16 protein-coding genes are annotated in these 25276 nt (G+C 59.7%); 2 read left to right on the top strand and 14 right to left on the bottom strand.

Annotation, left to right across the window (positions count from 1 at the left end):
- The first annotated feature begins 30 nt into the window (after positions 1 to 30).
- A complete protein-coding gene (locus HFP54_RS17450) occupies positions 31 to 1287 on the top strand; it encodes an ATP-grasp domain-containing protein (protein WP_168566149.1) in 1257 nt (418 codons plus the stop codon).
- Positions 1288 to 1306: 19 nt separating this feature from the next.
- On the opposite strand, the gene HFP54_RS17445 is transcribed toward HFP54_RS17450, so the two are convergent.
- From HFP54_RS17445 to nusA, 10 genes are all read right to left on the bottom strand, one after another.
- Positions 1307 to 3526 carry a site-2 protease family protein gene (locus HFP54_RS17445; RefSeq protein WP_168566148.1) on the bottom strand — a complete coding sequence of 740 codons (2220 nt, stop codon included), beginning with the start codon at positions 3524 to 3526 and terminating at the stop codon, positions 1307 to 1309.
- Between the two features lie 4 nt (positions 3527 to 3530).
- Positions 3531 to 5054 carry an efflux RND transporter periplasmic adaptor subunit gene (locus tag HFP54_RS26235; RefSeq protein WP_168566147.1) on the bottom strand — a complete coding sequence of 508 codons (1524 nt, stop codon included), beginning with the start codon at positions 5052 to 5054 and terminating at the stop codon, positions 3531 to 3533.
- Positions 5055 to 5119: 65 nt separating this feature from the next.
- Positions 5120 to 5953 (bottom strand): efflux RND transporter periplasmic adaptor subunit, encoded by an 834-nt coding sequence (locus HFP54_RS17435; RefSeq protein ID WP_168566146.1) that lies wholly within the window; start codon positions 5951 to 5953, stop codon positions 5120 to 5122.
- A gap of 5 nt (positions 5954 to 5958) precedes the next feature.
- A complete protein-coding gene (locus tag HFP54_RS17430; RefSeq protein WP_168566145.1) occupies positions 5959 to 7989 on the bottom strand; it encodes a preprotein translocase subunit SecA in 2031 nt (676 codons plus the stop codon).
- Positions 7986 to 9869, bottom strand: coding sequence for a TolC family protein (locus tag HFP54_RS17425; protein ID WP_168566144.1), 1884 nt, complete (start codon positions 9867 to 9869; stop codon positions 7986 to 7988). The genes HFP54_RS17430 and HFP54_RS17425 overlap by 4 nt, the downstream gene beginning before the upstream one ends.
- Positions 9870 to 10255: 386 nt before the next feature.
- Entirely contained in the window at positions 10256 to 11005 is a 750-nt protein-coding gene (locus HFP54_RS17420; RefSeq protein WP_146414595.1) for a YebC/PmpR family DNA-binding transcriptional regulator, read from the bottom strand.
- A gap of 106 nt (positions 11006 to 11111) precedes the next feature.
- A complete protein-coding gene (locus HFP54_RS17415) occupies positions 11112 to 12344 on the bottom strand; it encodes a hypothetical protein (RefSeq protein WP_168566143.1) in 1233 nt (410 codons plus the stop codon).
- Between the two features lie 22 nt (positions 12345 to 12366).
- Positions 12367 to 12783: a 30S ribosome-binding factor RbfA gene (gene rbfA / locus HFP54_RS17410; protein WP_146414597.1), complete on the bottom strand. Its 417-nt coding sequence runs from the start codon at positions 12781 to 12783 to the stop codon at positions 12367 to 12369.
- Between the two features lie 584 nt (positions 12784 to 13367).
- Positions 13368 to 16532 carry a translation initiation factor IF-2 gene (infB, locus tag HFP54_RS26230; protein WP_168566142.1) on the bottom strand — a complete coding sequence of 1055 codons (3165 nt, stop codon included), beginning with the start codon at positions 16530 to 16532 and terminating at the stop codon, positions 13368 to 13370.
- Between the two features lie 341 nt (positions 16533 to 16873).
- Positions 16874 to 18418: a transcription termination factor NusA gene (gene nusA, locus HFP54_RS17400; protein ID WP_168566141.1), complete on the bottom strand. Its 1545-nt coding sequence runs from the start codon at positions 18416 to 18418 to the stop codon at positions 16874 to 16876.
- Between the two features lie 364 nt (positions 18419 to 18782).
- Here nusA and HFP54_RS17395 point away from each other — a divergent pair, with 364 nt between their 5' ends.
- Positions 18783 to 19595, top strand: coding sequence for a sugar phosphate isomerase/epimerase family protein (locus HFP54_RS17395; protein WP_146414600.1), 813 nt, complete (start codon positions 18783 to 18785; stop codon positions 19593 to 19595).
- Between the two features lie 117 nt (positions 19596 to 19712).
- Here the strand turns inward: HFP54_RS17395 and HFP54_RS17390 are convergent, their stop codons facing one another.
- The 4 genes from HFP54_RS17390 to HFP54_RS17375 all read right to left on the bottom strand — a co-directional run bounded on the left by HFP54_RS17390 (position 19713) and on the right by HFP54_RS17375 (position 24953).
- Entirely contained in the window at positions 19713 to 21107 is a 1395-nt protein-coding gene (locus HFP54_RS17390; RefSeq protein ID WP_168566140.1) for a hypothetical protein, read from the bottom strand.
- A 264-nt stretch (positions 21108 to 21371) separates the two neighbouring features.
- A complete protein-coding gene (locus HFP54_RS17385) occupies positions 21372 to 22646 on the bottom strand; it encodes a BamB-related PQQ repeat family beta-propellar protein (RefSeq protein ID WP_168566139.1) in 1275 nt (424 codons plus the stop codon).
- Positions 22647 to 22884: 238 nt separating this feature from the next.
- A complete protein-coding gene (locus tag HFP54_RS17380) occupies positions 22885 to 23199 on the bottom strand; it encodes an acylphosphatase (protein WP_168566138.1) in 315 nt (104 codons plus the stop codon).
- A complete protein-coding gene (locus HFP54_RS17375; RefSeq protein ID WP_168566137.1) occupies positions 23199 to 24953 on the bottom strand; it encodes a SpoIIE family protein phosphatase in 1755 nt (584 codons plus the stop codon). Before HFP54_RS17375 ends, HFP54_RS17380 begins: the two co-directional genes overlap by 1 nt.
- Positions 24954 to 25276 lie beyond the last annotated feature (323 nt).

Raw genomic sequence — 25276 nt, 5'->3', positions numbered from 1 at the left:
AAGTGATGAACGTAGCAGAGCGGCACCGTGATGCAAGCACCTGACGCGATCCCGGACGATCCAAAACCGCAGCCGAACCCCGGCGGCGAACCATCCGAAACGACCGATTCGGCCGCTGCGGCCGGCAAAGTCATTCTGATGGGGGCGTCGGTGCGATCCGCCGCCGCGTCGGCCCGCCGTGGAGGCCTGCGAATTTGGGGAATTGACCGATTCGGCGACGCGGACACTCGGGAACTTTGCGAAGAATTCCAGCAGATTTCCGGTCCGCACCAGATCGCGACCGCCCTTCGCCGGGCCAAGACCCGGTGGCCAGACGCGGCCGTTGTCGCCGCCGGTGATCTGATCACTCCGCCCGACGTCGAAGTCGATCATGCGTTGGGGCGCGAAACACAACCCATCCGCTCCCGCGATCTTTGGGCTCAGTTGGCCGCGGAATCGGGTTGTCGATTTCCCACGACTCGTTCGATCGCCGATGAAGAAAACAGTCCGCACCAACACCGGCGGCAATCGATCGACCATGACCGCTGGCTGGAAAAATTGATGACGGGCACAGGCGGCTTGGGCGTCCGATGGTCGGATCCGAATCGCAAACCCCAAGGCGGCATGACGTTTCAACAACAATGGGTCGCCGGGCGAACGTACGGCGTAACCTTCATCGCTGATGGGACCGAAGCAATACTGCTGGGGGCGTGCCGAACCATCACGACAAGTTTCGGCGATCTGCCGTTCATCTATGCCGGTTCCCTCGGCCCGATGCCCTTGCAACCGTTGACACAAGATCGGCTGCGGTGTCTTGGCCAACGCCTGGTGAAACGAACCGGATACCGCGGCCTGTTCAATACGGATGTCGTTCTTTCAGGGGACCAGCCACCGTGGTTATTGGAAGTCAATCCACGGTGGTCCGCGTCGATGGAACTAGTCGAACACACTCTTGCACCGGAGTCCTCCGGTTCCAGCCCGGCCACGCAACCATCGCTGATCCGCTGGCATGTTCGGGCACAAACCGAGCGACTCGATACTTGGGTGCGGGTCCCGAATCCAGCTCATTCAAGTCGACGATTCAAACGGATCGTCTATTCGCTTCGAAAAGGAAAGCTGTGTTCGCAAGCGATCCAGCAGTGGTGCCGCCGGTTGAACGCAGAAGACCAACCGATCCGTTGCACCGACATCCCCGCACAGACCGACGACATCGCCATCGGCCAGCCGATCGTCACACTGACAGGCCCCCTAACGCAATCGACGATCTACCGCGGTCTGATTCGCCAGGTGCAATCATTGGTTTCGTAGACGACGGCGAAATTGTCGTTCACCGACGGTTCGAATCGGCCGCGTCGTCGTACCAGCGTTGCAACAAAGCGGTGCGAACTCGCTGTGCAATCGTTTCGTCGCGGTACCCCAGTCGTGCTTCCACCAACAATCCGGCGGGTACCCGTTTCGCCGTCGGCTCATCCAACCTAGCAATTGCCATGAAGTGCGGTTCGACCAAGCGGATGGATTCACCGGGCCCTTCGTTCGGCTCCAACGTCTCCTCTGGCGATTCATCCGTTCGCACCGCCATCGGCCCGCCGGACGTGGCCGCTAGAGCCGGTGTGGGCAATCGATCGGTCGCCTGAGGTTCAATGCGTTCCAGTTTTCCCGTGAAATTCCCCACCGCTTCGCTAGCAAAGATCGTGGCGTCACCTTCGAATCGTCGTGCGGTGCGAATGCCCGCTTGGTTGACTAATGCGACCACCTCTTTGTGCCCGTCATCGACAATCTTCATCAAGGAATCGCCCTTCTGGACGTACGTCCCCAAACGCTCTTGCAATCCGCGCGCTTCGACTCGCCCAGGGCGATGCGCCACCAGCCGCATACGGTCCACCTGTTCCGCCAGGTGATCACGACGACTGATCAGGGATGCCCGCCGCTGTTGAAAGATCTGATCGGCGGCGGCATCCAGTTGGTGGATCGCAGTCAGTTGCTGTTGTTCGATCTGTTGCAACTGAATTTCCACATCGGCCAGTTCGATTCGCAAGGCATCATTTTCCAGTGATGCCAACACATCGCCTGGTGATACCCATTGCCCTTCGCGGACAAACACGGCGGTGACAAACCCGTCCACGCCGCAGCGGACCGAACATTCCGGCGGGAATCGAACCACCGCGGGGGCCGCCAGTCGTGTCGGAAACGGCATCCAAAACACAATCCCTGTGATCAGCCCCACGCCGACGAATGTGACGAAAGCCGGTCGCAGCATCGACGTCCCCGCCGATTCTTGCTTCATGGTTTTGAACGCGGCGACCAGGGGCCGCCCCACCCACTGTGTGATTCCCAGGATGGCGATCAGCACGCCGGCGCCCTGAAACATCCAGGCGGCAGCAATCACCAACGTCACCGCTATGATTCCCTTCCAAAATAGGGATGCCCATCCATACGCATCGATCGCCCAGCGACGCCACCACGGTTCGTCAAAATCCGGTGGACGTTGGCCCAACAACAACCAACGCATTGCCGACGCAACCCTTTGCTGTGCGACGGAATACAGATTGGGAAAATCGAAAGCGTCGGCCAATAGGTAATAGCCGTCAAAACGCATCAAGGGATTCGCATTGAACAACACGGTCGAAACCCCAGCGGCGAACAGCACCTGGTGACACACCAATCGTTGCACCGGATCGTCCGACCAAGTCCATCCCAAGACGGCGATCGCCGCGATCCCTAGTTCCAAATAGATTCCGGCGGCACTGATGATCATCCGCTTACGGCGACTGCGACACATCCAAGCATCTGTCAGATCCACGTAGACCATCGGCATCAACAAGACGGCCACAATCCCCGCCTGCCGAACCTTCACACCGTATCGCCGGCACGCCGCGGTATGCCCAAGTTCGTGAACCAATTTCAGCACCAGCCAAATGCCGATCAAGTAGGCCCACTGGTCGGGATCAAAGACGTCGGTTCCGCCGGATAGTAACTCGCCACGTTGAATCCATGCCATCCCCAGTCCGACCAGGATCAACATCGACCAAAGGATGCATCCGAGACTTCGATACAACGGCAACACAGCGATCGAAGCCGAATCCAGAACGCGATGAACATTTGGCAACGGCACCTTGATCCAAAACGGATTGAATCTGTGCCACCAGGCGGTTCGGCCCGAGTTCCCCGCCGTGGCGGAATGCGACGAGACGCGCGGCCGCAAGTGCGCGGCGGTTTCGTTGATCCGGACGTCATTTTTGTTGTCCGCAAACGACGCCAAACGCTGACGCACCATCCACTGCAAAACGCTTTTGGCACGTTCGGTCGACGGTGCATCGCAGCCCAACTTGGCCGCCGCCATCGCACAGGCCTGGGCCAACGTCGTCTGTCCGTCAAAGAAACTGATTAGCGCATATTCCGCCGGTCCGATGCGGAAAAAGCGATGCTGTGACGGTTGTTCGATCTGACAAAGCCAACGTCCACGCTGGCGGACGGGCCGAAAACGCAAGCCCGGTTCCAGACGCACCGGCCGTGTCATGACATCCAAGGTGTCGCATGATTCCGCCATCCGATCACCATCCCAACCAGACACGTAACCGGGCGATGGGCCGATGCAACATCACCCACCCCAACGAAGCCGTCCCCGATTCGATCCAGGCACGCCCCTTCATGCCTGGTCGCAAAAGATGTTCCGGGTCATCGATGACCGCTTCGGCGATGAATACGTTTTCTCGGTCTTTGACATCAGCGGTCCGGTGAATGCGACGCACCGTCGTCATCCAATCGCGATCGGCAAAAGCGTGAAGCCGAAACGTGGCCGTTGACCCCGCGGCGGCGTAGGCGATTTCCGCTTGTGGGATCGCGATCTCCAAACGCTGACGTCCCAAAGGCGCGACTTCAAACAGTGTTTGACCGCGCGTCAGCGGTGCGTCTTCGGCGTCACGAAGATCGCCGCGGATGACCACTCCATCAATCGGACTGGTCAATTGCAGTTGGCTGCGACGATGCCGCAACAATTGGGATTCCAGTTCGAAGCGTTCTGCTTCCAGTTCCGCCAACTGTTGTTGTGCCGTTTTGCTTTCCGCCAAATAGGTGTCGATTGCCTTGCGAGAACGCGCCAATTCCGCTTCCAACGCCGCCAATTCCAAATCCATCTCCGACGCATTGATGACGGCCAACACATCGCCCCGGGCGACCGAATCCCCACGTCGCACCCGCGAAGATTCCAAAGGACCATCGACCGGTGCCACCACGAAACGGCGTCCGCTGGGCAGCAATTCACACTGGCCATGAATGTTGTACGGAACGGGAATCATCAACAACAAACACACGCACACGACGCAGCACCACAGAATCGTGCCGCTTCGGCCGCTGATCGCATTGCCGACGTCCCCCAACCAGCGTTGCAGTCGTGACGGTCGATGCCGATGCAGTTGCGCAAGCTTTTCCGCCAGCGGCACCGCCACCGCATCCACGCGGTTTTGAATGCAAATGGATGGATCGGGTGGTGACGGATCGACCAGCAACACCACGCCACAACAACGAAGCCGCTCGTCGACCAAGGGAGCGGTCAGCAACAGCGTCGCATCGATCGATTTCGCCAATCGCTCGATCGCCAAAGCCCCACAGCGATCGCCGGAATGCCGTGGCGGGAACCACGTGGGCTCGCCACGCCGCAGCGCCTCGTCCAGCGCGGCGTCTTGTTGCGAATCAAGCTTGCTTTCGATCCTTTCTTCGGGATCCTCCCCCGTTTGACAGTGCCAGACGATCGCATCGCGGCAAGGCGATTCGGGGGCATCGATGAAGCCGACGATGACCGTCCGCGCCGCCCACGACCGTCCCATCCAACCGGCCGCTTCGCACATGGCATCGTGCAGGTCACGATGCGATTCCAAGCGGATCTGAAGCTCTAAAGCGTCGGCCAAAACGACCGCGGCAGGATCGATCGAATCACCGGCCTGTCCCAAACGGGACAACAAATGCACGGCGTCATCGAGCGCCGCCGTCGCATCGGCCGAACCAGAGTGCGAACGATCGGGCACCGCCCGCCCGCCGGCGTCGCTGCTGCGATTCGTGATGGATTCATACTGCGACACGGAACTCCCACCTTCCTGTTCACTCGATCCCATCCGCGTGGCTTGAGGCACGCGAACCGAATGCATCAGCGGGTCCGCAACAACCGTGCGGTGCGTGTATCACCTGGCAAATCCAAACGGCAAACCAACCCCGCCTTCAGCTCTTGTGAACTGTTAGGGATTCGCAACTTCACCAGAACCGTTCCGCTTTGTGGATCGACGACGGGCGAGATGTATTCGACCATCGCGGTGACGGGTTCCTGCCGCTGTCCCACGACCAATTTGACTTCCATGCCCAAACGCAAGTGCTGGATCTGATCGTTGGGAATCGTCAGGTTGCACCGGAGCGTATCCAGTTGCACCACTTCGAAAATCACCGGGTCTGTGGGGGAAACGAATTCGCCGGGGCGCTTGATGATCTCCGTCACGATGCCATCAAAAGGCGCGCGAACCCGGCGTTGTTCGATCTGCTGAATCGTGCGATCGTATTCCAGCTGCCGCAACAAAATCTGTTCTTCGGCGGCCTGAACCCGCGCGAGTGCTTGGTCAAAGTCCGCCTGGGCCCGCTCCACTTCCCGGACACTTGCATTGCCCGCCTGACTGAGTTCGACGAAGCCTTCCAAGTGACGCTTCTTGATTTCCAAGTCGATCTTGGCGGCCCGCAGGGCTCCTTCGGCATCCTTGGCGGCTTGTGCGATCTTCAAGCTGGCTTGCAGAACGCGATCGTCCAATTGGCCCAAAACTTGATCGCGCTGTACATGCTGTCCTTCGACCACGTCGATCGCCGCCAACGTCCCCATCTCCGAGGCGGAAACCATCACGCGACGATATGGTTCGGAGAATCCCCGCACGCCTTCGGCCCGAACCATTGATGTGCAAACCAGCCATGCGATGGCCGGCACCATGATCGACAAACGCATCACATTCATCCTTGAAAGGAAAGCTCGGAATCGGGTTGCCAGGCCGGCCGTGACGTCTGCCAAGCCTGATCGACCTGATGTTGCCGCATCATTGCCAGCCGCGCGGCGGTTTCGTTGCGTTGTTGGTTCTGTTGAATATCCAAAACGTGTTGACGCAGTTGCCCCGGCGGAACATCGACTGGATGAACCAGCGCCCCGTGGTCATGCGATCCGGCCACGCCGTTTCCGGCCGACCGAACGTGCCCGCGAATCAGGCCCCCGAACCAGTCGTTGCGGCCTTGGGCGATTCCGTCGTCGGCGGCCAGACAGAACCGCGCCGTCCCCGGATCGCCACCACGCGCGCACCGACCGATCAACTGACGATCCACCCGAGCCAGACGATGGTGTTCGCACACGATGACGTGCAAACCGCCACGTTGCCGAGTCGTCGCATCCAATGCGATGTCGGTCCCGCGTCCGGCCAAGCTGGTCGCCACGGTCACCGCACCACTTTGCCCGGCGTCGGCGATGATCTCCGCTTCCCCACGGTCTTGAATCCCACTTAACACCTGATGCCGGACACCGCACCGATCAAAAAGTTGGGAAATCGCCAGCGACTGTTCGATGCTTAGCGTGCCGATCAACACCGCACGACCGATCCGCGAAGCATGCATCGCTTCATCAACAATCCACTGGAACTTGGCATCTTGGTCGGCAAAGATCGCGTCGGCCAATACACACCGGCGACTGGCCAAACGCAACGGAATCGTCTGGACGCAACAGCGATACACCGAAGCAAATTCCCGCTGACAACCATCCGATGTCCCCGTCATCCCGCCGATCCATTGATAGCGGCGAAAGAAGGCTTGCCGCGTCGTTTGGCTGGCCGATTCCGTTTCGGCCGTCACCGGGACACCTTCCTTGGCTTCAACCGCTTGGTGGATGCCGCCGGACCAACTGCGGTCGGCAAAGATTCGCCCGGTGGACCGATCGACGATCTGGACCGTTTGATCTTGAATCACGTAATCACGGTCGCGTTGAAACACGTGCTGAGCCAACAGCGCCGCACGCACGTAGTCATGCCACGGTCTTTTCAGTCTTGCATCATCCACGGGCCATTGATCGGCGTAGACGCGATGAAACCCATCGGCGGTGAATTCGACTTGGCGATCCTCCTGACGAACCACATAGTCGATGTCGGATTGCATCCGCATCGCGGCCCGACGAGCCGACATCAACAGGTCATCCAATTGCCGCCCGACTTGACGACGCTGTGACAAAATCAGTGGCGACACGGCGTCGTCAATCAATACGTGATCCGCCTCGTCCACAATGACCGCGTGCAACGGACGCATCATCGCAGGCGGCCGTCCGTGCCCCATCGCTGATTGGGCCAGACGTTGGGATCGCCCCAGCCGCATCCACTGTGTTTCGGCCAATCGGTCGCGCAAATAGTCGAACCCCAACACCGCGCCCGGTGCATACACCACGTCGCCATGATACAGATCCGTTTTCGCCGCCGAATCCTGATCATCCAGAACGACACCACACGCCAACCCTAGCGATGCGAAAGCCGGCGAAAGCAACTGAGCGTCACGTTGTGCCAGATAATCATTGGGACAAACCACATGCACACCGCGTCCGGTTGCCGCCATCAGGCAAGCCGGCAAGAAACACGCCAACGTCTTGCCTTCACCGGTTTGCATTTGAGCGATCCGGCCGGCGGCGATATGCCATCCCGCTAGAATCTGAGTCGGATACAAACGCTTGCCCAGCGTGTGCTGAAGCGCCGCGGTAATGCATCCCGCCAAATCAGCCCACACCGAAGCATCGTCGGTCGCAAAGATGCCATCAACGATCTGGCCACGCAGCATGGTGAACTGATCGCGCACCTGGTGTGGTGACCGTCCCATCCAGCGATCATGGGCGTCTTCACACAGCGGGGTCAATTCGTCGCAGCCACGACGAACCATCTCACGAACCCCGACGCGATAACGGTCCCCGATCGACATGCGATCACGTTTGCGTGCCAAACCCATGGTGAATCGCGGAATCATTGCGTCAGCTCCACGACATCGCCAGACATCATCTCCGGTGCATCAACCTGTTGCACAGCGTCCACGTCATCCGTTTGGTTTGACGCGGCCCGCAACAAGACCCCCATGGATCGACGTAATTCGACCCACGACATCGCATAGGCCACCTGCGCGTCGACAAAGTCTTTTTCCGCGTTGAACAATCGCTGTTGGGCGTCCAGCAAGTCTTCGATCAGTACGATTGCGGACTGTTGCGGTTCGACCAAGCGTTCATAGCGTTGTTGCAAGTAGTCGACTTCGCGACGCGCGGCCAAAATCGACTGATAGCGAGCCGACATTTCTTGATAGCTGGTCTTGGTTTCGCGTGTGGCGATGTCGACATCGGCTAACACCGACTCGGTCGCTTGTCGGAATTCTTCCAGCGCCCGACAGTATTCCCAACGGTTGCGCGTCAATCGTGCCCGCGCCGCGCGATTGCCGACCGGCAATTCCCAGCGCAATCCGGCCGCGTAGGTGGGTGCACCGTCGGAGAATTGGTTCAGAAAGGCCCCCCAAGTATCGCGGCGTGAATCCAGACCCGCGACGTATCCCGTCAGCAACAAATCCAGCCGCGGCAGAACCTGATTTTTGGCGACCCCGATCTTGGCCGATGCCGATCGAATCCGCTGCATTGCGACATCCAAATCAGGACGATTATCCAGCGCCATGACCGCCGCATCACGCGTGGCGATGGGAATCAGCACGGCCGGTGGGACTTCCTGGGGCGTCAATTCGACATGCACGTCGTGCTGCAAAATCTCGCTGCCCGTCAGCATCCGTAATTTGGCTTGGGCGTCGCCGATCGATGCCTCCGCACGACTTAGCCCCGTGCGGCGTTCGGCCAAAGCCGCCTCGGATCGCAAACGTTGCCGTGTGATCGTATCGACATGCTGACGTGCCACGACGATGGAATGCAGCTTTTCGGTGCGTCGCAGCAAGCGGCTCCGCTGCATCCATTCGCAACGGGCCTGGTATAGATCCCAATACGCACGGGTGACCGACACCAAATGCTTTTCCAACGCTTGCCGGACTTCGCCACGCGTCAATCGGACGTCGATGCTGGCCAGAACGATGCTGATTTCGTTGACCGCACGTCCGTGGTTCTTCAGCAACGGTTGGGAATAGTTCAGTTCCAACCGTGTGGTTCCCTGAGGATTGGGTACCAGAAAGTCGCTGTTGTTTTGTTGAAAACCACCACGCTGTACCGCTTCCAACGTTCCCCCGCCACGCAACTGGCGATTCATGCCGACGTCGGCGGAAAACGTTTCGTCACGGTAGCGACCGAACGCGCGGCCGGTCGTCAACGTGTCGCCGACCGGTTCATCGGTGTCAACAAACTTGCCTTCCAGATAAACCGCGGCATCGAATTCCGCGTCGGCGATCACCACCGCCGTCTGGTCAATCTTTGGCTGGGTCAGCAAAGATTGAACCAGCGGCGATGATTGCAGTGCCGTCCGGGTCAGCCAAGAAACGTCGACCGGGATCGCACGTGGCGACATGCCCAAAGGTTGCTTCAGGGCGTCTTGCCACCAAAGGTGAACTTCGTCCGACGACGGGATGCTTTGGCCGTTCGGTGCCTCGGTAACATCCGTGGCATCCGTTTCAATCTCCAGCACCCTGCCGCGATACGGATCCAGCCAACCGTGATTGTCGGTGATCGGCGTCGCCAGCGAAAAAACATCACCCGGCACCTGGGGTGTTGGTGGCAACACCGTGTCGGGCGTTTCCAAGGGAACAAATGGGGCATCAATAGCCACCGGTGCGACCGGCGTCGGTTCCGCTTGAGCCGATCCCAGCGATGGCGGATCGACGGCATCTGCCCCGTCGGACGATTCGGGTGGCAACGCGAAATCGTCGGTCACCTGGATTCGAACCGACGCCAGATCAAACGACTTTTGACCGGGACGGAGGCGACTGTCGGCAGTCGCAGGGCCGGAATCGGACGCGGGCAAGCGGATCGGACAAGGCGGTTGGGCTGCCATCGGCGTGGCCCCCACCACCTGGATTGCCCCTAGCGCGATCACCAGCCATCGTCGACCGCGTCGCAGCGATCGGCCGCGGCGCCAGCGAGTCGACGGGGCAACGCCCTGTCGCGGGAATCGGATGATGGGTGTACCAGAACGCATATCGTTGCGATCGGCACGACCCACACGAACCTTTGAACAGTGTCGGAGCGAATAACCGGGCGCACCGGCCCGCGCCCACACAACCGTCAAAGTTTGACCAGCTTAGGTCATCCGCCCGGTTTTCAGGCGTCTTCTTCCAGCAACGCTTCGTCGGTGATGTTCAGATTCGTGCTGACATTTTGGACGTCATCATGGTCATCCAACGCCTGCAGCAGCGACAACACCTTTCGCGCCATGTCCGATTCCAGATCGACGGTCGTCTGGGGGACCTGTGAAACTTCGCTGTAATCGATCGCCAACTCGGCATCGGTGAAAGCCTCGACCAGACCGTCAAAAGCGTCGGGCGTGCAGGTCACCTGCAGCTTGCCGTCGTCGTTGTGGTCGATGTCTTCGCCACCGTGTTCCATGGCGATCATCGTCACCTGTTCTTCGTCCACGCCGTCATCAAAAACCACGACGCCCTTGCGGTCGAACAAGTACGACACACAGCCGCTGTTTCCCAGATTACCGCCGAACTTGGAAAACAGTTGCTTCATCTCCGGGGCGGTACGATTCCGGTTGTCCGTCATCGCTTCGCACATCACCGCGACGCCGCCGGGGCCGTAGCCTTCGTACAGGATTTCTTCCATGTCCCCGCCGTCCAATTCGCCCGTACCACGTTTGATAGCACGTTCGATATTGTCCTTGGGCATACTGACGGCTTTCGCGTCATCGATCGCCTTGCGAAGCCGAAAGTTGGCCGTCGGATCACCGCCACCGGATTTGGCGGCCATGATGATGGCTTTGCTCAGCTTGCTCCACATCTTGCCGCGAGCCGCGTCGACGCGTCCCTTGCGGTGTTGAATGTTGGCCCATTTCGAGTGGCCTGCCATGGAAACACTCCGGTATCAATTCAGTTGCACAGAAGATTTTAAGATCGGTTCGATTTCAACGTCCGGGGACGTCGACCCGATAACGTCACCATCCGCCACCTGGCCGTCAACGCGGCTTGCGTTTGCTCAGCTTACGAGAGCTTGATTTTTTGGCCGCTTTCTTGGACGCCGATTTGGTGTCACCGGTCGATGACGATTTGGTTTTGGCCGGCTTCTTTCCGGCATCAGCCGTGGTGGACGATTTCTTTTTTGCGGTGGACTTCGACGCCGATTTTCCCGACGAAGCCGACTTGGTGGACGATGACGATTTCGTCGTGCCAGACTTGGTCGAACTGGTCTTGGTCGAGCTGTCTTTGGGCTTGGCGGTTTCCGCCTTGGGCTTGTCCGACTTTGCCTTGGACGTCTTGGTCGACTTGGACTTTGATTTCGAAGCGGCCTTCTTTGCCGCGGCGGCCTGTTCGGCGGCGGCTTGTTCGGCCGCCGACGGTTGAGCGGCGGCTTTCTTGGTTCGTCGCGACGCGGAAGCCGATTTCTTAGCAGCGGCTTCCATCGCGGCCCGCTGTGCCGATTCGGCTTCCGCCTTGGCCTTTTCGCGTGCCGCTTCCTTTTCTTCTGCCTTACGTTCGGCGGCGCGTTTGCGAGCTTCCTTCTTGCTGGACAACCAATCCTTCAAGTTAGCTTCGGCGTTCTTATCGACGGCGACCAGCGTTTGCATCGCGGTCTTGTCTTTGGCGTTTTGGTTCAGGTCGACGGCACACTGGTGCAACAGCGCGCAAAACTCCAAACCTTTGCTCTTGGGAATCGCCCGTTCCAAGCCGGGGACCTTTCCGGTCGACGCTTCGGATGTCGACGCGATGCCACAGACCAACATCACGACCATCGCGCTGTAGTCCAACGGGATCGAATGACCGCCCAAACCGTGCTGGATGGTGTATCCCAGCACGAACGAACTCATCGACGGCATCTCGGAAAACTTTTTGACGGCCTTGCCCAAGTTTTCCTTCTTCAGGTGATCCAGGTCGAACGTGTAGAACTCCTCGAAGATCGCCTGCAGGTTTCCTTTTAGCCGTGACGCGGCACGGATCGGATCGGGCAGTCGGCCCAACACCTGGGCCAATTCGCTGATGGTCGTCACCCGGACTTCGTTCCAATCAAAGAAGTCCTGTTCCAGCTTGGCCATCCCTTCGTCGGCCAGATCGGCGGGACAGTCTTCCAACAGCGACGCGTACAACACGTGTTCCAACAGTGGACGCGACGGTTGCGTGGGCGGCACCTTGTAGTTCTTCTTCAGTGCCTTGTGAAGCTTTTCGATCAGCTTGGCGCGATTGCTTGCGGACATTCGTTTGTGTGGGTAGCGTCAATCAGGATGTGGGTTGGTCATCGGACGGCGACGTGTCGACATCGTCGGCCCCGTCGTCGTCAGAATCGTCTTGTTGTTCGCGGCGGATCTTGGCCAGCAATTCACCCACGACCATGGCGTTGTGTTGGCCTTTGTCCAGGCTGAATTGCAGCCGCGGCGTGTAACGCGTGTCGATCCGTTGGGCGATTTTGCTTTGCAAGAATCCGGCGGAGTTCTGCAAACCACGCAGCGACAGATTCTGTTGCTTTTCATCGCCCATCACGCTGACGGCCACTTTGGCTTCGCGCATGTCGGGGCTGACCGAGACACCCACCACCGTCACGTCTTTGACGCGGGGGTCACGGAGTTCGGTCAAGATGGCCTGGGCGACGACTTCGCGGATCGCTTCGGCGGCTTTCAATAGGCGTCGGCTGGACAAAGGTGGTCGATAAGGATTCGTGGATGATGGACAGGTCAGAATAATTCGGGCGGGCCCGGCGACCATTGCAACGTCGGTCGTCGGGCGGCTAGTGGCGGGGAACGCACCGATGCGATCGTCACGACCGCCAAGTGCCTCCCCACCCGGGGGCCAACGGATCGGCGGACCCGTTTTGCCGGAACGGATCGCCGTGATGAAAATCGTGGCGATGTCCGGTGCCGATGGGATCACGTCTGCATTGATTCGACAGGCCCGGCATCCCCCCCCTCGCGCGTGCAATCAATCCGGATCGTGATTGCCAAATCGCCGCATTCATCGCGTGGTGGAAGGCCGGGATTTTGAACGCGTCCGGACGAACCAAAACGATGGCGTGGGATCTTTGCCGGGGGTTGCCGATTCGTGCCGCGGGTCGATGATCCGCGGAAATCGGACGATGTCCCGGGCCGCCGGCACCACGGCGATGGGTTCCGCCGTTGTGATCCGTGATCCGTTTCGTCCAGCGTCTCCGGTGGTCGAAACCATCGCAAGGTCGATCGCCGCCACGGACGATCCCGCCGAAATCAGGCACAGGGCCGTCGGACGGATCAATCAAGCGTACGAGCAACCTCTTCGATCTTGTAAGCCTCCAGAACGTCATCCTGTTTGACGTCGTTGAAGTTCGCCAATCGAATCCCGCATTCCATTCCGCGGGGGACTTCTTTGACATCCTCTTTCACCCGTCGCAGGGTGTCCAAGGCGTAATCGCCGATGGTCCGGCCGTCGCGGTTGACGCGGATGCGGCACCCACGTTCGATGACGCCCTGGGCGACATAGCACCCGGCGATCGTTCCGACGCGGCTGATGCTGAAGGTCTGTTTGACCAACGCACGTCCCAATTCGACGACCCGTTCTTCCGGCTTCAAGCGGCCTTCGATCATCGCCTTGATGTCGTCGGTCAACTTGTAGATCACGTCATAGCGGCGAATTTCGACGCCACGTTCGTCCGCCATCGACCGAGCTTGTTCATCCGGGATGACGTTGAAACCGATGATCACCGCATCGGATGCGCTGGCCAGGGTGACGTCGGCCAAGGTGATCCCGCCGACACTGCGTTGCAGCACGCGGATTTCGACCTCGGGGTGATCGAACTTGCCCAATTCCTTGTCGATCGCTTCCAACGAACCTTTGACGTCGGCCCGAACGATGATGTTCAACTTGACCTTGTCTTCCAGCGATCCCAGTTTGCCTTCCATCAACATTTCTTGGAAGTTCTCGAACGACACCTTGGTGGTGATGCCCGACAGGGATTGGCGACTGGACGATTCGGCACGTTGTGCGGCGATTTCACGGGCCTTGGAAATGTCATCCAAGACGTGGAAACGGTCACCGGCACCGGGCGGTTGATCCAAGCCCGTCAAACTGACCGGGGTGGACGGTCCGGCTTCGGTGATCGGTTTTCCGGTCAACGGATCGGTCATCGCACGGACACGACCGTGGGCCGGACCGCAAACGATGATGTCGCCGACCTTCATCGTACCGTTCTGAACCACCAGTTTAGAAATCACCCCCTTGTCACCGTGCTGTTCGGCTTCCAAACAAACGCCCAAAGCTTGACGGTTGGGGTTGGCAGTGAATTCGTGCAGTTCGGCCACCGTCAGCAACGTGTCCAACAGGGTGTCCATGCCGGTACCTTTGATCGCACTGGTGGGCACCACTTCCACGTCGCCGCCCCATTCGCTGGGCGTCAACTGGTGTTCGGTCAACTGCGTCATCACGCGGTTCGGATCGACGCCTTCCAGATCGATCTTGTTCAACGCGACGACGATCGGCACTTCGGCGGCCTTGGCGTGGCTAATCGCTTCTTCGGTTTGCGGCATGATGCCGTCATCGGCCGCGATGACCAACACTGCGATATCGGTGACGTTCGCACCACGGGCTCGCATTTCGGTGAACGCTTCGTGGCCCGGCGTGTCGACAAACGTGATCGGCTGGCCGTCTTTGTCAATCTGGTAAGCACGAATGTGCTGGGTGATCCCGCCGGCTTCGCCGCTGACCACGTCGATTCCGATCAGGTAATCCAGCAGGCTGGTTTTCCCGTGGTCGACGTGTCCCAGGAACGTCACGATCGGCGGCCGTGCAATCAAGGATTCCGGATCGTCTTCGGTCTCCTCCAGCTGGGTGATGACCTCTTCTTCCAGCGTCTCGGTTTCTTTCAGCTGGATATCCAGGTCCAATTCGGTCGCCAGCAAATCGGCGGTTTCCAGATCAATTTCGCTGTTGATATTGACCATCATCTGCATGCCCATCAGGACACGCAGCACTTGGGCAACGGGAACCCCGGCGGCTTCACAGAAGCTACGCAGAGTACAAGGCAACTCCAAAGTCACCTTTTCCTTCCGCGGCGCGGCCGTGTTGGTCCCCTTACGCTTCAGCGTGGTCTTTCGGAAATTGCCGGCCGATCGGCGACCACCGCGGTAATCCCCGGTGCCCAGATTTCGACGGCCACCGCCGCCACGTACACGTTCGGCGCGGGCGCTGGCCATGCCGGCCAAGCTGCCCTTCTTGCGGCCGGATCGTTCTTCTTCTTCCTCCGCACCCTTCTTGCGGCCACTGAAACCTTTCAGACCGCCCCCGCCGCGTTTGGCCGCGGTGCGTTCCTTTTCCTCCGATTCCAGTTTTTGCAGCGGTGCCGACATGCCTTTCTTGTGGCCGGCGATCAAGTCTTTGCTCAGCTTGATATCGGGCTTTTGAGCAGCGGGTCCACTGGCAGCCGGCTTCTCGGCCGGGGCCGGAGCATCGGGCAGCTGGGCCAGATTGATTTTGATTTTGGGTTCGCGTTTCTTGCCCTTGCCGGCGTCGCCGCCGCCTTTGACATTGGCGTCACCTTCACCACCACCACGTCGTGGACGATCCAGCGACCGCACGCGATTGCCGGCGCCCATTTGGCCGCGGACCGGAGCCACCGGCTGTCCCGGGCGATTGGGCACCACGCGATTACCGGTGGACCCCATGCGGCTGGCAATGCGTTCGGCCATCGACGAATCACCGGACTTGGCAGCCGGCGAAGCGGGTGCCGCCTTCTTTTCGGTTTTGGGTGGCGTCGCAGGCGCCGACGGCTGGCCGGCCGGCTTGTTTGACTTGGCCGGCATCTTGGGAACCGGACGCGATGGCGACGCATCCTTGGACAGCGGGCCGCGTGACAGCGGACCGGCCTTGGGCATCTTGGGCACCGGGCGTTCGGTCGGGGCGGAGCGATCCTTGGCCGAGGCGTCATCCGAACCGGAGGCGGCTGCATCGGATTCCAGCGGCGGCATGGCCGGTGGCGGTTTGACCGGCGGTTTGGCCTGGGCGGATGCTTTTTCCGCCGTCGGTGTTTCGGAAACCGGAACTTCGTCGGCCCCGGAACCGGTGGGGGCATCGGCGGTGGTCACGTCACCGGACGTCGCGGTGGCCTCGTTTCGTCGATCGGTTGCCCCACGTCCGCCTCGGATCGTGATCGGGCGACGCCCGCTGGGAACAACGGCGTCGCGGACAGCGGCAACGGGTGCCGCGGGGCTCGAATCGGCGCGAGCGGCTTTGGCGGCCGGGGCTTTCTTGCCAGCCGGAGCACCGCCGCCGGAAAGGTGTTCGCGTACCTTGACGGCTTCGTCATCCGTCAAGCTGGCCAGCGCCGAACCTTTGCCGGTCAGCCCGACTTTCTTGACAATTTCAACAAGGTCTTTGCTGTCGAGGTTCAGTTCTTTTGCGAGCGCGTAAATGCGTACGGGCACGGGGGTAAGATCCTGGGGAAATCAATGGTGAATCGGCAATGCGTCGGCGCACCCCGATCCTTGGTTCAAATATTCGGTCACATAAACTTGGTCCTCCAACGCCGGGATTCATCGATCTGTGAGGAATCCCGGGGGGAATTACCGAAGAATCAAAGCGTCCGCTTTCGGTGGGATGCCATCGGGGGACGGCGAGCGCGGCTCTGCCAGTCGGGTAGAATAACGCAAGGTTCCACAATTGGGAAACCGCTTCCGTAGCCAAAAGCCGTCAATTTCGCGACTCGGGGCTCCGACACGCCGACTTTGTTGGTCGACATCCCCGGCCTTGACGGCCCGACACGACGTCAGCTCGGTTCGTTCCGCTGGGGGTCGTCCGAACCGTCAACGTCACCGCCGTCTTGCCCGACCGCCGTCGGCTGGGCCTGCGATGCGTCCGACTCGGCTGAATCGTCAGCCGATTCGGCAACCACCTCTTCGGCCTCCGCCGATGCTTCGACTTCTTCGGCCGCAACCTCAGTTTCGGCTGGCTCAGCCTCCGCTTCTGCGACCGGTGGCTCGGGTGATTCAGCTTCCGATTCCACCGCCTCCGCTTCAGCCGACGCCGTTTGCTCGGCGGCCGCTTCATCCGCCGGTGCTTCGCTGGCGGGAGCCTCACCGGCCGGGGCTTCGCCGCCCTGAGCCTCCACGGCCTTTTGCGCCTTCTCGCGTTCGCGACGCTGGGCCCGTTCTTCGGCCGCCGCTTCCTCGGCTTCCTCGGCTCTTGCTTCGGCGACTTCGACGATCCGGTCAATCGTCTCCAGCGGCAAACCGCTCATTTCCGCGAACACGTCCGGTTCGATCACCGACAGGTCATCGTAGGACAGATAGCCTTGTTCGACCAAAGCCTGCGCGATCTCTTCGGTGACGCCATCGATCTGGCTAAAGCCCGTCACAGCGCGTTCGATTTGTTCTTCCAGCTCGCCGCCGGTCATGATTTCGATGTCCCAGCCGCACAGCTTGCTAGCCAACCGAACGTTTTGACCGCGACGACCGATCGCCAACGACAACTGGTCTTCTTGAACCAGCACGATGGCCCGGCCGATCAAGTCACACAGCAAAACCTGTTCGACTTCCGCCGGTTGCAAGGCATTGGGAATCAGGACCTGCGGGTCATCGCTGAAACGCACCACGTCGATGTGTTCGCCCGCCAGTTCCTCGCGAACCGCCTTGATCCGACTGCCGCGATAACCCACGCACACGGCGATGGGGTCGACCTGAGAATCGACACTGCTGACGGCCACTTTGCTGCGGTACCCCGGTTCGCGGCTGATCGAATTGATGCTGATCACGCCTTCGGACAGTTCGGGGATCTCCTGTTCGAACAAACGCTGGACCAACTGCGGCCGCGTGCGGCTTAGAACGACCCGCACGCGATTACCCGCGGCGCGGACTTCGAACACGATCGCACGAACGCGTTCGTTGGCGTGCAACGTTTCGCCGGGGATCTGTTCGCTGCGCGGCAAGATCGCTTCGACATTACCTAGATTGACAGTGGCAACGCCGCCGTCGGCTTTTCCGATGATGCCGCTGACGATCTCGCCGATCTGTTCGCGGTACTCGGTCATCAACGAATCGCGTTCGGCTTCGCGGACCTTTTGAATGATCACCTGCTTGGCGGTCTGGGCACCGATACGCCCGATCTGGTCGTCACCCAACGGTTGACCGTCCAGCGTCGCCATGATGCGGCCGTTACTGCGGTCCAAATTGACCGTGATATCCGACTCTTCGCCGTACTGACGCTTCGCGGCCGATTGCAGCGCGGATTCGATTGCCGAAAAAACCAGATCGGTATCGATATTCTTCTCGCGATGCATGGAATCGACGTAGCGAAGAATGTCTTGTGGATTCATGTCGGCGTGGGGGTGTAAAAAAACAGCCCGAACCTGAATGGGCCCGGGCACACGTGCATTTGCTGGACTCGAATGTTTGGAGCCTATCTTTCGTCGGCCAAGATGTCAACCAAAGTCCGGCCGTAACGGCGCCCATCAGCACCACGTCAACGAACCCTGACACGGTCGACACGGTTGCCCCATCTGACACGAGTTTCGGCCCGTCGGCGAACGTTTGATCGGGGCGATGTGACCGGCCGACCAACCGCGTCGCCTGGGACGAGCGTGGGTGCGCGGTTAAAACGTCGCGTCACCGCATATTTACCGACGATCCTTTTGGACCGACGAACGAAACGCCAAAGCCATCACGGAGCAACGGCCCCCCATGAAATACGGCATCTGTAACGAAACGTTCGGCGATTGGGACTTGAACCGTGCCCTCCAGTTCGCCGCCGAAGCCGGCTACCACGGGTGGGAAGTCGCGCCGTTCATGCTGACCGATGACATCCGCAGTTACGGTGATGCGCAACGCCGCGCCTATCGCGATGCGGTTCATGCGGCCGGGATGGAAGTGATCGGGCTGCACTGGCTGTTGGCAAAGACCGAGGGCTATCACCTGACCAGCACCGATCCGCGGATTCACTTGGAAACGGTCGAGTACTTTCGCGATCTGATCCGATTGTGTGCCGACCTGGACGGCGAAGTCATGGTGCTGGGTTCACCGCAACAACGTAACGTCCCCGAAGGCGAATCGATGGTCGATGCGACGGCCGCCGCCACGGTGGTCCTGCAGGACATCAGCCCGACGCTGGAAGAATGTGGCGTCAAAATCGCCCTGGAACCTTTGGGCCCCCAGGAAGGAAACTTCCTGAACACCGCCGCCGAGGCGCGTGAGTTGATCGAATTGGTCGGCAGCGATCATGTGGGATTGCACTTGGACGTCAAAGCAATGAGCAGCGAAGCCGATCCGATCCCCGACATCATTCACGACAACGCCGATGTCACGCTGCACTTCCATGCCAACGATCCCAACCTGCTGGGGCCCGGCATGGGCGACGTCGATTTTCGACCGATCTTCCAAGCGCTGAAGGACGCGAAGTACGACCGTTATGTCAGCGTCGAAGTGTTCGACTATTCCCCCGGCGTCGAACGCATCGTCCGCGAAAGCATGGACAACATGCGAACCGCACAGAATTGAGTGGCCGACCGAACTTGAGCGGCCGACCGCAATCGCGGTGCAACCTTGTCCCGCCGCCGTCACGCTGATCCGATCACGTCACCGGTGTTCCCCCATCGGTTCGCCAAACCCGGACGGTCAAACCGGTGCCGACCCGCTGGCCACACTCAGCGGCTGCACGGCTTGAAATGGGAATTGGAAACGGCCGTGCGATGACGGCGTCACCTTAAAACCGTTGTCGCCGTGCTGGTGCCCGATATCCAGCATCACTCGGTGCACGTATGCGTAAACGTCACGCCATTCGCCCGGATACAGTTCGGCGACCTCCGTTCCCGATCGACGAGCCCGCTGGACCAACGTTTCCAGATGCTGCTTCAGGATCCCCGCCGCCGATCGGCTGCCTGCGATCTGAATTTGGCCACTGTTGGCGTTCCGCTTGGTGATTCCCGCCACGGCGTCTTTGGTGACGGTGCAGACGACCTGACCGTCGGCCAAGACGCCGAACAGGCAAACGCACAAACCGTCCGAACCATCATTTGCACCGGAGCGATCAAAACTGACCGCCAGCACCATGTTTTGACAGCCGACCTGAACCACTTGATTGACCAGCCCTTCGTGGCCGCCGACTTCGATCACCAAGGGTGATTCGAAATCCAACGATTCCAGTTCCGACGTGAACTTGGCCAGCTTGGGTGAAAGGTTGCCGTCCATCGAAATCGTGATCGACGGGTCATGGTAGTGCCGGACAACATGATCAATCTTCATTCCCGCCAAGCCGTCTTCGCCGCAAGACGCCGCAACGTTTTGCAACTGACGCGACACCTGTGAATCGGGGGCGTTCATCATCGCGGCGGTGTGCACGTTCAAACAATCCGGATCGTATCGCTTTCCGCCCAGGCACGTGTTGATGATCGCGCCCGCAATAGCCGCCATCCCCAGCGTGCCCAATCCATAAACCGCCAGCACCATCGACCACGGCGTCGCCGGATCGGAATAGGGTGATGCGTCCTGAGGCATCCAGCCCAACTGATAGGCGTACCCCAGCATGCCCACACCTGCGACCAAGTGCACCAGACGCACCATCACCGTGCCGCGACCGTAACGCAGACAAAACCCTAACAGACTGAGAATCGCGGGGATCGGATACAAGATGCATCCGACGACAGACGGCCCGCCACTGCCACATATCACCAACCCCAGCACGGCGACCGCGGTGGCGATCCCCAGATACCGCAGCACGTCGGCTTGTGGCGGTAACTTTTCGATCGCTTGACCGATCACCACTTGCAAACTGGCCGTGCCGTCGGCATCGGGACGCAGCGTTTCGACACGTCGCACGATTTGCATTCCGAGCGGCGTGGCAGCCAATTGTTGCGTCACTTCCGCGGCATCGAACGACCGACCGGTCGAATCGTAACGCTGCTGAAGCAACGCCAAAGTGCCACCGGCGACCAACGCCAGCGTGGCCAGGAACCCGCCCAGCATCACGCGGAAATTGCGAGGTTCAACGACGACAAAACGCTGCACCTTCATAAGGGGTCGATCCCGTGCCAACGCGGCAACAAACAAGTCAGGTCAATGGCATCGCCGACGATCCCGTCGATCGTCAACAACAATGCATAGCTCGCTTGCGACCGTTTGGCCCACCGATCCCGGCGGGCGATCCCGCCAAGTGGGCGGTTGAAGCCATGAAATCCGCCAAAACAGGTCCAGCCTGAAAAACCGGCACTCTGTCCGACCTTACCCCCAGCCCCCGACTTGATGATGCGTTTTTGATTCCCGCGAAGGCTTCAACAGTCAACCCTCCTCGGACCGTTGCAGACAGAACAAATGGTCTTCCCCACGAACTATCAATTGATCGTCCACGGGTGCGGGAGTCGCGTCGACGGTTTCGCCGATTTGATTGACCGACACGATCTGCAACTCAGGACTGTCCTTGATCACCACGATCGATCCGCTTCGGTCGCTTAGGTAAACGTGTCCGCCGGCGGCGACCGGCGACGCATAGATTGTTCGCAAACCGCTGATTCGCTGCGCGACATAGTGCTCACGTCCGGTCGAGACGTCGACACAAGTCAATGCACCGGATTTGCCTTTGTAAAAGTACAGGCGGTTTCCGCTTAGCAACGGCGATCCGATGTCCGGCGTATCGCGATGACGTGTCCAGACGACACTTGACGTGCCTTCGATGTCGCCACGGCCACGAGGATCAAAGGCCCCCAAGAACGCACCGCGGAATCCGCTGGTGACGATCACCAAATCGTCGGTCGCCACGGGCGATGCCGCCGGCCGCTCGGTTTGACCGCCGCACGACCACAGTTCCTGGCCGGTTTGCAAATCATACGAACGGACTTTGTTCTGGCCGGTCAACACGACCTGCGAACGCCCCTCGCTTTCGATCACCAACGGCGTTCCCCAGTTGGACGGCTCATCACGATCCGTTTTCCAAATGATGTCGCCGGTATTCTTGTCCAAGGCATACAGACTGGATGCACCTTCGTGATCCCAGGGCACCAACAACATGTCGCCTTCGATCGTCGGCGAACTGCCTTCGCCAAAGCCGTTGCGCATGGCCATGTCGCCCAAGTCACGCTTCCAAACCAATTGGCCGTCCATGGTGTAGCAAAACAAGCCGCGTGAATTGAACGATGCGTATACGTGACGCCCGTCGGTGCACGGCGATGCGGAAGCGAATCCGTTGGTACTGTGCGTGCCTTCGTGCGGCCTGGCTTTGACCGCCACCTGCGACCACAACGTTTGCCCGGTGTTGCGATCAAAGGCCATCACCAAAAACTCATGCATCCCAAGCGGGTCAGACGACAGGGCAACAGCCGACGTGACGAACACGCGATCATCCCAGACGACCGGCGATCCCGATCCCTTGCCCGGCAAGTCGACTTTCCAACGCACATTTTCATCGGCGCCGAACTTCACCGGTGGATTGGCATCGGTCGCCACACCATTGCCGTCTTCGCCGCGCCAGTGTCCCCAGTTCCCAGCCCAAACAACCGGTGAAACCACCGATACAGACAAGACAGCGATCGCGGATGCGACCAGGAATGATCGATTCATCAAATGAGGTCTCCGAAAGAACAAGAAAGGCCCGGTTCATCATGCCCGCGTGGCAAACCGATCCCAAGGAAGGTGCCGAAAAACGACGGATGCCCCAAAATGACGTGGCCGACAAGCTTATCGGATCAGTCCGCCGACGATGCTGAAAACCTGATGAATTTCTTGACCGCCGCCGGATGCCACTGAACGCCACTCGCGAAAGAAAACCGAAGCACGGCCGCCCAGCGATGATCGGCCACTAATATCGAATACGGAATCCGTCGCGCGTCGTCATGGCGTCGCGCGGGTCGATCAGCGTGTCATCGATCCGTCCCGACATTTCCACCGCGATCCGTCGCATCAATTCATCGACATCGCCCCGCGGTCCCTGCACGTCCATGCGAACGTCGCCGTTAGGCAGATTTTGGACAAAGCCATCGACCGCAAGCCCGCGGGCACAGTGCAAGGCGGTGGCGCGAAAGCCGACGCCCTGGACATGCCCACGATAGGTCACCACGACTCGGCGCGATCGGTCATCGACACGTTGCTTGCGTGAATCCGACGAAGCCGCCATCAGACCGAGTCCACAATTTCGCCCGCGGTATCGCTGATGCCATCGGGCGGTTGCGTTTCGCTGATGCGTTCGATGACCACCAAACACATATCATCAAACTGGTCACCGTCGCCGATGTGTTCGAACACCGCGTCGACGATTCGCTGCTTCACTTCGTCCGCGGTGCCACTTTGGGCGGTCAAATCCTTGATCCGGTCGGTTCCAAATTCTTCGTCCGCCACGTTCATCGCTTCGTTCACGCCGTCGGTGTACATCACCAACAGATCGCCGACGGACATTTGAAAATCAACCGATTCATAGTCCATGCCCTCGTCGATCGCGATCGGCAAGCCCGATTCTTCTTCGCCCGGTTCGCACAGCTGGCCATCGCCGCAATCGCGAACGATAGGCGGCATGTGACCGGCGTTGACGATGCTGATGCGATCTTCATTGGGCTGGATCACCACCAACAAGAACGTGACAAACCGTTCGACATGCAAACGGCTCATCCGATTGTTCAACATCTCGATCGCTTTGCCCAAATCGGGTTCGCTGGCCAAACAAAACCGAGTCTCCGCCGACAGCTTCGCCATGTACATCGCAGCGGCAACACCGTGACCGACAACATCGGCGACGACGACACCGATGCGACCATCGGGCAGCGAGATGTAATCGAAGTAATCACCGCCGATGTGGTTGGCGGCCTGATAGAAACTGCGGACCCGAAAACCGACCGCGTCGGGTGACGCTTGCGGCAAGAACGCTTGTTGGACCTCGGTCGCCAGGCGCAGATCTTGTTCGACTTCTTGTTGCGCGAGCGCTTGTTGGTGCATCCGAGCGTTGTTAATGACAATACTGGCCTGGGCCGCGACGCCGGACAACAAGTCCACGTCTTCATCGCGAAATTGTCCGTGACCTTGAGTCGAATCAATCTGCAATGCACCGATCGAATTTCCATCTTCGTCCTGCAGCGGTGCGCAGATCATCGACCGGATCGAAAAATCGGCGATGGATTCGCTGCTGTCAAATCGGCTGTCGTCCATCGCGTCCAACGACAGAATCGCTTCGCCACTTTCCATCACTTTGCGAATGATGGTCCGGCTGATCCGGACGGTTTCGGTTTCATCACGGCTGCGGCGTGTCTTGACCCACTGGGGAACCAACTTGCCTTCGCTGGTTTGCGTGACGATGAATCCGCGATCGGCGGCCGGAAAGATTTCAAACAAGCTTTCCAAGACCTTGGGAAAGACCTCGTCCAGCGTCAGTGCACCGGTCAAGTTTCGATTGATCCGCATCAGCGCCGCCAGCTTGGCTTCCGGCGTGGCGGACATCTTCAAGCCTTCTTGCGAAGACGAATATTGCACCTGAGGCAACGGTTCGTTCTTCGTTTCGTTTTCATCGACCATCACGATTCCGAAACTGGAACCGTCGAACGTCATCGCCTGGCCGGCGGCAAACTGCGGGACATCTTCGCGGTGGAAGACGAAATCGATGTCGCTGATCCGGACGCGGTCGCCTTCCTGCAAGACATGCGGTTCGGCAATCAATTGTCCGTTTAAGAACGTGCCGTTTCGGCTGCCGGAATCTTCGACTCGAAATTCGTCGTCGGTGTGCAGAATCCGCGCATGGAATCGGCTGACCGCGCCGGCTTCGACCACGATGGTGCAATCGGGGTGGCGACCGATGGTGGTCACCGCCTCGGTCAATTCAAACCGTTCGGCGGGTGCCGCGTCGGCCTGTCCGGGAATACGAGAACTGCAGGAAAGGAATGCCATGAATCGCCACGTCGAAGAAACTGTTGCCCGCGAACTTTGATTCCGCCACGGGGACGGTGCAGTTTAAAAGCAGGACGTGCCCCCCACAATCAAGATCGATTCGGCCGAATCGTTCAAGCGGACTCAGAATTCACCGCTCGCTGGCCCGTTTTCATCGCTCGCCGGCTCCGGCCGCGATCGAACTGCTCTTCAACGTTCCGGATCAACCGATTCACTGGGGGGATTCCCCCGAGGCCCGCTATACGCCTGAACGGCTACCGCCGGGCCGGTTTCGGCGAGGGGGCGAGAATTTCGCCTGTGGCGACCCGCATCATTGGCGAAAG

The organism is Crateriforma spongiae, from assembly GCF_012290005.1.
In the GTDB taxonomy this organism is placed as follows: Bacteria; Planctomycetota; Planctomycetia; order Pirellulales; family Pirellulaceae; genus Crateriforma; species Crateriforma spongiae.
This window is presented reverse-complemented; position numbering and strand designations above follow the sequence as displayed.

What these genes read in the sequence shown, in the direction of transcription:
- HFP54_RS17450 (WP_168566149.1), top strand. Translation starts at nt 31, where the DNA reads ATGCAAGCACCTGACGCGATCCCGGACGATCCAAAACCGCAGCCGAAC.
- HFP54_RS17445 (WP_168566148.1), bottom strand. Translation starts at nt 3,526, where the DNA reads ATGGCGGAATCATGCGACACCTTGGATGTCATGACACGGCCGGTGCGT.
- HFP54_RS17435 (WP_168566146.1), bottom strand. Translation starts at nt 5,953, where the DNA reads ATGCGTTTGTCGATCATGGTGCCGGCCATCGCATGGCTGGTTTGCACA.
- HFP54_RS17430 (WP_168566145.1), bottom strand. Translation starts at nt 7,989, where the DNA reads ATGATTCCGCGATTCACCATGGGTTTGGCACGCAAACGTGATCGCATG.
- HFP54_RS17420 (WP_146414595.1), bottom strand. Translation starts at nt 11,005, where the DNA reads ATGGCAGGCCACTCGAAATGGGCCAACATTCAACACCGCAAGGGACGC.
- HFP54_RS17415 (WP_168566143.1), bottom strand. Translation starts at nt 12,344, where the DNA reads ATGTCCGCAAGCAATCGCGCCAAGCTGATCGAAAAGCTTCACAAGGCA.
- nusA (WP_168566141.1), bottom strand. Translation starts at nt 18,418, where the DNA reads ATGAATCCACAAGACATTCTTCGCTACGTCGATTCCATGCATCGCGAG.
- HFP54_RS17395 (WP_146414600.1), top strand. Translation starts at nt 18,783, where the DNA reads ATGAAATACGGCATCTGTAACGAAACGTTCGGCGATTGGGACTTGAAC.
- HFP54_RS17390 (WP_168566140.1), bottom strand. Translation starts at nt 21,107, where the DNA reads ATGAAGGTGCAGCGTTTTGTCGTCGTTGAACCTCGCAATTTCCGCGTG.
- HFP54_RS17385 (WP_168566139.1), bottom strand. Translation starts at nt 22,646, where the DNA reads ATGAATCGATCATTCCTGGTCGCATCCGCGATCGCTGTCTTGTCTGTA.
- HFP54_RS17380 (WP_168566138.1), bottom strand. Translation starts at nt 23,199, where the DNA reads ATGGCGGCTTCGTCGGATTCACGCAAGCAACGTGTCGATGACCGATCG.
- HFP54_RS17375 (WP_168566137.1), bottom strand. Translation starts at nt 24,953, where the DNA reads ATGGCATTCCTTTCCTGCAGTTCTCGTATTCCCGGACAGGCCGACGCG.